The 8,572-nt window shown below is 72.6% G+C and carries 10 protein-coding genes and 1 pseudogene; 6 read left to right on the plus strand and 5 right to left on the minus strand.

Features of this window, described 5'->3' with window-relative positions; all coding sequences use genetic code 11:
• Together AC5LSR_RS14525 and AC5LSR_RS14530 are read right to left on the minus strand one after the other, a co-directional pair.
• Nucleotides 1–2,263, minus strand: a 2,263-nt coding sequence (locus AC5LSR_RS14525) for an AAA family ATPase (protein WP_493468567.1), incomplete at its 3' end; no start/stop codon positions are given.
• Complete coding sequence (locus AC5LSR_RS14530; RefSeq protein ID WP_493468568.1) at nt 2,263–3,507, minus strand: metallophosphoesterase family protein; 1,245 nt, start codon at nt 3,505–3,507, stop codon at nt 2,263–2,265. The genes AC5LSR_RS14525 and AC5LSR_RS14530, both read right to left, overlap by 1 nt.
• Before the next feature lie 418 nt (nt 3,508–3,925).
• On the opposite strand from AC5LSR_RS14530, the gene AC5LSR_RS14535 reads away from it, so the two are divergent.
• From AC5LSR_RS14535 to AC5LSR_RS14550, 4 genes are all read left to right on the plus strand, one after another.
• Nucleotides 3,926–4,264 carry a HEAT repeat domain-containing protein gene (locus AC5LSR_RS14535; protein ID WP_250283848.1) on the plus strand — a complete coding sequence of 113 codons (339 nt, stop codon included), beginning with the start codon at nt 3,926–3,928 and terminating at the stop codon, nt 4,262–4,264.
• A gap of 250 nt (nt 4,265–4,514) precedes the next feature.
• Complete coding sequence (locus AC5LSR_RS14540) at nt 4,515–4,922, plus strand: YciI family protein (protein ID WP_250283846.1); 408 nt, start codon at nt 4,515–4,517, stop codon at nt 4,920–4,922.
• Between the two features lie 39 nt (nt 4,923–4,961).
• On the plus strand, nt 4,962–5,492 hold the full coding sequence (locus AC5LSR_RS14545) for a DUF6596 domain-containing protein (protein WP_493468569.1): 531 nt from the start codon (nt 4,962–4,964) through the stop codon (nt 5,490–5,492).
• Nucleotides 5,483–5,779: a hypothetical protein gene (locus AC5LSR_RS14550; RefSeq protein ID WP_493468570.1), complete on the plus strand. Its 297-nt coding sequence runs from the start codon at nt 5,483–5,485 to the stop codon at nt 5,777–5,779. Before AC5LSR_RS14545 ends, AC5LSR_RS14550 begins: the two co-directional genes overlap by 10 nt.
• Here the strand turns inward: AC5LSR_RS14550 and AC5LSR_RS14555 are convergent.
• The gene (locus tag AC5LSR_RS14555) at nt 5,767–5,892 is read right to left on the minus strand and encodes a transposase (RefSeq protein WP_250283844.1); all 126 of its coding nucleotides are present in this window, start codon (nt 5,890–5,892) and stop codon (nt 5,767–5,769) included. The two genes, AC5LSR_RS14550 and AC5LSR_RS14555, sit on opposite strands and share 13 nt — an antisense overlap.
• A gap of 66 nt (nt 5,893–5,958) precedes the next feature.
• Entirely contained in the window at nt 5,959–6,267 is a 309-nt protein-coding gene (locus AC5LSR_RS14560; protein WP_493468571.1) for a hypothetical protein, read from the minus strand.
• A gap of 20 nt (nt 6,268–6,287) precedes the next feature.
• On the opposite strand from AC5LSR_RS14560, the pseudogene AC5LSR_RS14565 reads away from it, so the two are divergent.
• Nucleotides 6,288–6,452, plus strand: a pseudogene (locus AC5LSR_RS14565) (helix-turn-helix domain-containing protein); the annotation flags it as partial.
• A gap of 65 nt (nt 6,453–6,517) precedes the next feature.
• On the opposite strand, the gene AC5LSR_RS14570 reads toward AC5LSR_RS14565, so the two are convergent.
• The gene (locus AC5LSR_RS14570; protein ID WP_493468572.1) at nt 6,518–7,501 is read right to left on the minus strand and encodes a GlxA family transcriptional regulator; all 984 of its coding nucleotides are present in this window, start codon (nt 7,499–7,501) and stop codon (nt 6,518–6,520) included.
• Nucleotides 7,502–7,634: 133 nt separating this feature from the next.
• Here AC5LSR_RS14570 and AC5LSR_RS14575 point away from each other — a divergent pair, with 133 nt between their 5' ends.
• The gene (locus tag AC5LSR_RS14575) at nt 7,635–8,564 is read left to right on the plus strand and encodes an NAD-dependent epimerase/dehydratase family protein (protein WP_493468573.1); all 930 of its coding nucleotides are present in this window, start codon (nt 7,635–7,637) and stop codon (nt 8,562–8,564) included.
• The last annotated feature ends 8 nt before the right edge of the window (nt 8,565–8,572 follow it).

The following is an 8,572-nucleotide window of genomic DNA, read 5'->3' on the forward strand; positions in this document are numbered from 1 at the left end:
CGCCGGCGGGGGCGAGGAAGCCCAGGGCGCCGAGGGGGCTGAGGGCTGTGACCACGGTCAGGCGCTGGTCGTTCACAAGGCTGCTGAGGCCGGCGATGCGTTGCCGCGCGGCGAGCAGGTCCGCGTGCGTCTGCTGGGCCGTGCGCAGGGCGTCCAGCACGTCGTCGGCCGCCGGCTCGGCGGGGACGGCCACCTCGAGCTCGTTCCACAGCGCGGCCCACGCGCGGCGGGCCTCGTCGACGGACGCCGAGGCCTCGGTGTGGGCGGCCAGGGCCTCCGCGTGGCCGGCCTGCGCCGCCGCCGAACCGTCCCGCAGGTGCTCGGTGCGTACCGCCAGGCCGGCGTGCGCGGCGAGGTTCTCGGCGTACCGGTCGGCGATGTCGTCGGCGCGGGCTATCGCGGTGGTCACGGGCAGGACGAGCGCCTCGGTCTCGGCGCGGCGCAGGGCCGCCCCGTCGGCCGCGGCGTCCGCCAGCCGGTCCACCAGCCGGTTCCACAGCTCGGTCCGCTCGGCGCGGATGTCGTCGAGCTCGGTGCGCCGCGGGGGCTCGCTGTCACCGGCGTTAGCGAGCTGTTCTCGCAGCCCGGTCAGCCTGGTGGCCGCGGCCGTCAGGGCCGCCGCATGCTGGTCGACGGTGTGCGTGGTCCTGGTGAGTGCCTGGCGCAGCCGGTCGACGGTCTCCCGGGACGGCGGGTTCGGTGGGACGACGTCAAGGGCATCCGGTCTGCGGTACCCGGCGCGGCACAGGGCTTCCCGGCGTTCCCGCAGCGCGCGGGCGGCCTGGTCGACGGCCTGGCGGGTCTGCTGGCAGGCCGACCCGTCCTTGCGGATCTCCGTGACCGCCTGCCGCAGCAGGGTGACCGCGGCTGGGTCGAAGACGCGGCCGGTGCGGGCGGCGTCCGCCTGGCGGGAACGTGCTCCGGTCAGCTGGCGCTCGGCGTGGGTGACCTCGTCGGTGTGCTGGCGGATCACCTCGGCGATCTCGTCGAGCTGCCTGGCGATGTCCGCTGGGATGTGCAGCTCGCCGAGAATCGTGGCCGTCGGCCGGGCGTCGGCCGGGCCGGTCAGGTCGATGAGCAGCGCCCGGGCGTCCTCGTCGAGCTGGCGTGCCTCGGTTTCCAGCCGGTCGGCGAGCTGGGCGTCGGCGAGTCTGGCTTCCACGGCACGGTCGAGCGCGCCGATCTCGTCGGCGTCGGCGAGCAGGGCATCGTTCACCGCTTGCGACGCCTGCTCCCGCTGCCGGAGCTTGCCGGCACGTGCCTCTTCCAGCCGGCGCAGCTCGCCGGCCGCCTGGTCCAGGTCGGCGCGGGCGGCGTCGAACCCGGCGATCCCCGCCACGTCGAGCACGGCCGCGCCGTCCGCGCGCAGCCGGGCGATCTCGTCGCGGGCGGCGGCGAGGTCCCGCACGGCCGGGGCGGCCCGGCGTCGCCGGTCGAGGCTGTCGGTCCGCTCGGCAGCCGACATGAGCAGCTTGTGCGCGGCGCGCACCGCCTGTGCCTGGCGGTCCCGCTCCGCGCGGGCCTCGACCACGGCTCCCGCGGTGGTCATCGCCTCCTGGATGCGTGCCGCCAGCTCCTGGTGCTCCCGGAGGGCGACGCGGACCCGTGAGGACCTGTCGTTGCCGTGCTGCTTGTAATGCACGTCCATCTCGGTATGCAGGGCGTCGAGCAGGCCCCGCACGGCCTGGCCGCTGCGGGCGGTGAAGACCAGCTCCGCCAGATCCCCGCCGCCGTTGAACAGGGCTTCACCGCCCTGGCGCAGCTGCCGGTGGGACAGGCCGAACGCCTGCAGCCACCGCTGGTGGGCCTCGGCCCCGCCCGCCCCCCAGACCGGTGCGGCCGGCTGCCCGGTCGAGACGAGCTGCAGGCCCGCGCCACGTCGACGGAGCTCGACGGCCGTCCACGGCCCTACCGGCTCCGCTGGCTCTGCCCTCCGCCCTGGCTCCGCCGCCGGCCCCGCCGGCCCTACCGGCCCCGCTGGCAGGCCGGCCGCCGGCCCGTCCGCCCGCGCGGCGCCGTCCGCCAGCGCGGCGGCCGGCTCACCGGGCAGTTCGACCGTGGCGGTCAGTGCCAGCGCGCCCGGGCCGTAGAAGAAGGCGCGCCGGCCCCGTTGGAAGCCCCACAGCAGGTCGGACAGCGCATCGAGCAGCGTCGACTTGCCCGCTTCGTTCGCCCCGGCAACCACGGTGAGCCCCGGGCCGAACTCCACCTGACGATCCTCGAAGGCACCGTAACGGTCGAGGCGCAGCGACCGGATCCGCATCAGTCCGTCACTCCCGCCAGCCGCGCCAGCAGCTCGGCGCCGGCCCGTTGCGCCAGATCCTCCAGAACCGCGCCGTCGCGCGGGTCGAGCAGCTCGGCCGTGCGCAGCTGACGACCGACGGTACGGTCCACCGGGTCGGCGAGCCCTTTTATGCGGTCGACGTCGGCGGCAAGGCCAGCCGTGGCCGACCGGATCGCGGCGATCAGCTCCGGGTCGACGCAGGCCGGTGGGCCTGGACGGGTCACCCGGACCGTCACCTTCTCCACCGCGACCGCATGGAGACCTCGGGTGATCGTGGTGAGCTCCTCCCGCAGCCGCCGCATGTCGGTGAGCACGTCAGCGGCGCGGGAACGTCCCACGATCTCCAGCCGGACGATGACGGGCCGGTCCACGGCGTCGTCCCGCTGGGCCATGAGGCTGGCGCGGAGGCGGTCGAGCACGTCCTCCAGGGTCCGGCAGGCATCGTCCGGGCCGATGTCGACCGTCACGGTTGCCCACCGGGCCACGTCCAGCGGCTGGAACCGCAACCGCGCCGGCCGGCCGGGGCCGACGTCGACGACCAGCGCACCCTTCGGGCCGGTCTCCCTCGGGTGGCGTCCCTGGAGGTTGCCGCTGAAAGCGGCGACGGTCTCGCCGTCGCACACGGTGCGGCGGGCATGGACATGGCCGAGTGCGAAGTAGTCGTAGCGCATGCGGGCCAGGTCCTCGGGTGTGCACGGAGCGTAGGGGGCATGGCCGTCCGCACCGCTGACCGCGGTGTGCAGGAGCCCCACGTTGACCAGGCCGCGGATCGGGTCCGGATAGGCGCGGACCAGGTTGTCGAGCACCGCACGGGTGGGATAGCTCTGGCCGTGCACCGCCAGCCCGAGATCATCGTGGACCTGGGTGCCCGGGGCCTCGGACCCGAAGACCGTGACGTTCGGCGGCAGGACGAGGGCCCGGGTGATCTCGCTCTCCGCGTCGTGGTTACCCGAGATCATGAAGACGGGGATGCCCGCGTCGTCGAGGCGCGCCATCTGGTCGACGAAGCACCTGCCGGTCGCGTAGTCCCGCCAGTTGCCGTCGTAGATGTCGCCGGCCAGCAGCAGCGCGTCCGCCCGCTGGTCGACCGTGAACGCGACGAGGTTCTCCAGCGCGCGACGGGTCGCCTGGCGCAGCAGGTGAGCAAGGTCGTCGTCATCCAGCCGCGCCAGACCACGCAGCGGGCTGTCCAGATGAATGTCGGCGGCATGAACGAGACGCATGGTTCCCCCGCAAATCCGATACACGTGTGGCGAGGGAACATAGGCGGCATCGGCGTGACCGTGTGGCAGGCGCGCCGCACAGTCCGCAAGATTTATGGTCCGTTGCTCGCCCGGTGGGTTCAGATCATCGGTGAAGCGTTGGCGACGTACTGCAGCGGCGCCAACGGCAGCCATCGCCCTGCATCTTCGTACTGATTCATCTTCGTACTGACGCAACGCGGCGGCGCCGGCTGATCCCGTGAGTCTGAGGCGATCTCGGACGGGACGCCCGCCGCGGCCGCTCTGCTCACGGCGCTGTTCCAGCCCGGCCTGGCAGGGAGGGGTATGCCGATGCGCCCGTTCGCTCTCACCGCGCGGGTTGCCAAGCGGCTCCCGTCTTCGGGCTACGGTCTCGGCGGTTCCGTATCTGCTTACCGCGTTGCGGCGCGATGCCGGGTGGGAGGACAGGTCGGCGGCCTGCTGCAAGGCGGCGGCCATCGCCGCGATCGGTGGTGATGTTGCGGTCGATGTTCTTGTGGGGCAGCTGGAAGCTCTCGACGATGCCGACCTGGTCGATGACGCGGGCGATACGAGGGACGAGTACTGGCGGATCCGGTCGGCTGTGGTCCACGGTCTGGGACTGCCCGGGGCGGTGGCTGAGCCGCGGCTTCTTCGCGCGTTGGGGCATCCGGACCCGGATGCTCGTGACTGGGCGGCGACCGCCCTTGAAGCGATCGGCCGTCCCCATGCCGCTGACAGTCGGCTTCCTGAAGAGTGAGCTGAAAAGACTGGCGGTGGATGGGCACACAGGCGACGGGGTCAGGTGTTTGGTCGCTGCTGGTCGTGGAAGACCTCGTTCCGTCGCGCCCTCGTGCCACGCCGTGGACCCGGACACCACGGGACGGCTCACCCGGGCTGATCTACGGGAGCCGAAGGATTCGGACGGTGATGTCGAGAACCCGTGGCTGGCTGCGTCCCCGTGGTGAACGCGGCCAGCATGGGCCGTACCAGTACCGAGGAGAACCACGATGGCCAGGTACCTGCTGCTCAAGCATTACCGCGGCGCTCCGGCCGCGGTCAACGACGTGCCGATGGGCCGGTGGACGCCGGAGGAGATCGCGGCGCACATGCGGTACATGCGCGACTTCGCGGCCCGGCTTGAGGGGACCGGCGAGTTCGTCGACGGTCAGGCGCTTGCTCCCGAGGGGACGTTCGTCCGGTATGACGGTGCGGGGCGCCCGCCGGTCACCGACGGTCCGTTCGCCGAGACCAAGGACCTGATCGCCGGCTGGATGGTGATCGATGTCGACAGCTACGAGCGTGCCGTCGAGCTGGCCGGGGAGCTGTCGGCCGCCCCGGGGGCGGGTGGGAAGCCGATCCACGAGTGGCTTGAGGTGCGCCCGTTCCTGGCCGCGCCGCCCACCGTCATGCAGTGACCTCTGAAGGTGGACACCGTCACGCAGTGACCTCTGAAGGTGGACGAGGTCCTGCTGCGGAGTCTCACGCCGGGCGTGCTGGGGGTCCTTGTCCGCCGTGGGGCCGATTGCGCGGCGGTGGAGGACGCGGTGCAGGACGTGCTGGTCGAGGCGGTCCGGGTCTGGCCGGCCGGCCTGCGGTGGGAGCCGAAGGGCTGGCTGGTCGCCGTGGCCTGGTGTCGGTTCCTCGACGCGGCCCGGGTGGACGTCGCCCGCCGCCGGGGTGAGGGCCTCGTCGACGGACAGCCGGCGGCGGGGCTGCTCGCTCTCATGCTGCTCCACCACGCCCGGCGCGCACCCCGGACCGCGCCCGACGGCGGCCTGGTGCCGCTCGCCGAGCAGGACCGCGGCCGCTGGGACACCAGGTTGATCGCCGAGGGCGTCGCGGTCCTGCGGGCGGTGTTCGTCCGCGACCGGTCGGGCGAGTTCCAGGCCCAGGCCGTCATCGCGGCGCTGTACGCGGACGCGCCCGCCGCCGAGGAGACGGACTGGGTGGGATCGTCGAGTGGTATGACGAGTTCGTGCGCCTGACTGACGGCCCGGTTGTCCGGCTCAACCGCGCGGTGGCCGTCGGCGGGGCCGATGGGCCGCGCGCCGGGCTGGCGGCGCTCGCGGCGCTGGACGACTCGCTGCCTCGCCATGCGGCGGTGGCGGCGTATCTCCACGAGCGGGACGGTGACCTGGTGACGGCGGCACGGCTGTACGCCGAGGCGGCCCGAAAGGCGCCCAACCTCGCCGAGCGTGACCACCTGACGCGCCAGGCCGCCCGGCTCAACGCCCGCCGGCGTCGACCGCGACGTGCCGCTTACGACCCTTGATCTTCTTCCGCGGCGGGCAGGGCCTGCCAGGCGATCCCGCCGCGGAGCAGGTAGAAGATCGCGTCCAGGAGCAGGCGCCGGTCCCATGATCGAGCGCGTGGGGCCGTTCGCATCGTCCGGAGGTTCCGCCCAGTATCTGACACCTTGTGCCGACGCCGTCGACGAAGGGGCCGGGCGTGTCAGTGGTGGTGGCCGTGCCGGCCGAGGGTGTCCACGGGGGTCGCGCCGGGGCGGGTCCACTGCGGCACGGGGCGGCTGGTCGGGCCCCAGGTGGCGTTCCCGTCGGCGTCCGTGCGCCAGTACCAGCAGATCGGCGCGCCATGCCCACCGACCGGTGAGTCCGCCTGGGGGGCCTCGGGCCAGCCGTCGGGGTCGTCCTCCCACGCCTCGCGGCGGCCGTAGGGCGTCATCGGGTCTGTGGCGTGGATACCCCGCCGTTCACGGCGGGGAGGAAACGCCGCTCCCTTGTGATGGGTATCAGGTGGCATCCGTTCCATAGAATCCTGATATGTCCCGCTATCGGCTCTATCCGACCGCCGAACAGGCGGCGGCCCTGGAGCCGCATTGCGGGCATGCGCGTTTTGTGTGGAATCTGGCGGTGGAGCAGTGGCAGTGGTACCGGCCGGGGCGTGGCGCCGCGCCGGGATACCACGAGCAGCGCCGCCAGCTCACCGCGACCCATCATCGCTCACAGCAAGGACGCATCGGGCAACGGAGTCGTTCACGCAGGGGAGGACGTCAAGTCCTGATTCCGCTGGATGCAACAGATCCCTCTCGGTCCGTGCGCCGGGTGAACGTGGCGCGGTAGGCGCTGGGTGTGAGCCCGGTTCGTCTCGACAGGTGCTGGCGGAGGGAGTCGGTGGTGACGAGGCCGCTGAGCCGGGCGACCTGTTCCATGGGCAGGTCCGTGCTCTCCAGCAGTTCCCGCGCCCGGTTCACGCGTTGGTGGAGGAGCCATTGCAGCGGGCTGAGACCGGTCTCCGCGTGGAATCGACGCGTCAGGGTGCGGATGCTGGTGCGGGCGTGGGCGGCGAGGGCCGCGCGTGTGAGTGGTTCGTGCAGCCTTTCCAGTGCCCACTGGCGGGTGGTGGACAGCGAGGTGCCGTTCTCGGGCGGCAGCGGCGATTCGATGAACTGCGCCTGCCCGCCGGGCCGCACCGGTGCCGCGACGACCAGTCGGGCGATGTGGTTGGCCACCGCGGCGCCGTAGTCGGTGCGCACCAGGTGCAGGCACAGGTCGATGCCGGCGGACAGCCCGGCGGAGGTCAGCACGTTGCCGTCCTCGACGTACAGCACGTCGGGGCGTAGGTCGACCCTGGGGAAGCGTCTGCGGAACTCGTCGGACCTGGCCCAGTAGGTGGTGGCGCTGCGGCCGTCGAGGAGTCCGGCCTGGGCGAGGACGAACGCTCCGGTGCAGATCGAGACGACGCGCCTGCCCGCGGCTGACGCGTGGCGCAGCGCCTCGAGGATGCGCGGGTCGATGTCCTCCCGGGCGCTGGTTCCGGTGACGATGACGGTGTCGGCGTCGTCGAGGGCCGCCAGCCCGTGGGGGACGGCGACCTCAAGGCTGCCGCTGGTGGCGACGGGTCCCGGCTGGACCGTGCAGATGCGCACCTCGTAGCCGGGGCGACCGTCCACGGTCATCTCACCGAGTACCAGTTCGGGGATCGACAGGTCGAACGTGGTGGCTGGGGGGACCGCGAGGACGGCGACCTGATGCATGGCCCGAACCTCCAGAAGTATGGCATTCAGGCCACTACCTTACGGCTCCCGGCGCGCGCAGGGTGGTGAGGACGCCGCCGCGGCCACCGGCCCGGTGGCCGCCACTCCACCTCCACGATCTGGGAGAGAACGCGTGTCCTTGCATGTCATCGTCGGTGCCGGAGCCACCGGATCAGCTACCGCCCGCCTGCTGGCCGACGCCGGAGAGCAGGTCCGCCTCATCACACGCCGCGGCAGCGGGCCGGAGCACCCGCGGATCGAACGTGTCGCAGCCGACGCCACCGACACCGCCCGGCTTGTCGAGCTGGCCACCGGAGCGGCTGTGCTGTTCAACTGCGCCATGCCGCCGTACGACCAGTGGCCTGCCCTGTTCCCGCCCCTGGCCGCCGCGCTGCTGGCGGCGGTGGAACGCGCCGGTACGGACTACGTCATGCTCGGCAACACCTACGGTTACGGGCCGCTCGACGGTCCCGCCACCGAGGACCTGCCCATGGCGCCAACCAGCGAGAAGGGCCGTGTCCGGGCGCGGATGTGGCACGACGCCCGCGCCGCTCACGACGCGGGCCGGGTACGCGTGACCGAGGTCCGCGCCAACGACTACCTCGGCGCCGGCGCCTACTCGCCGTTCACCCTGATGGTGGGGGCGCAGGTGCTGGCCGGTGTGCCTGCCTCGTATCCGGGCGACCTCGACGCGCCGCACAGCTGGTCCTACACCGGTGACGTGGCGCGCACGCTCATCGCCGCCGCCGGTCATGACGAGTCCTGGGGGCGGGTCTGGCACGTGCCGTCCACGTCGCAGGCCGCGGTGCGCGAGCTGGCGGGCCGCCTCGCCGAGGCGGCCGGTGTGCCCACCCCCCGGCTCCAGCGCATGACCCTGCGGGAACTCCAGGACATCGGGCGCACCGACCCTGTCGTGGCGGAGGTTCCCGAGATGCTGTACCTGTACGACCGTCCCAACATCCTCGACGCGTCGTCGGCGGTGAAGACCTTGGGCGTGACGTCCACGCCGCTTGATGACGTCCTGGCCGAGATGGCCGCGGAGCATGCCCGATCCACGCGCTGACGGCTTGG

The sequence above is a fragment of the Protofrankia sp. CiP1_Cm_nod4 genome, assembly GCF_982290645.1.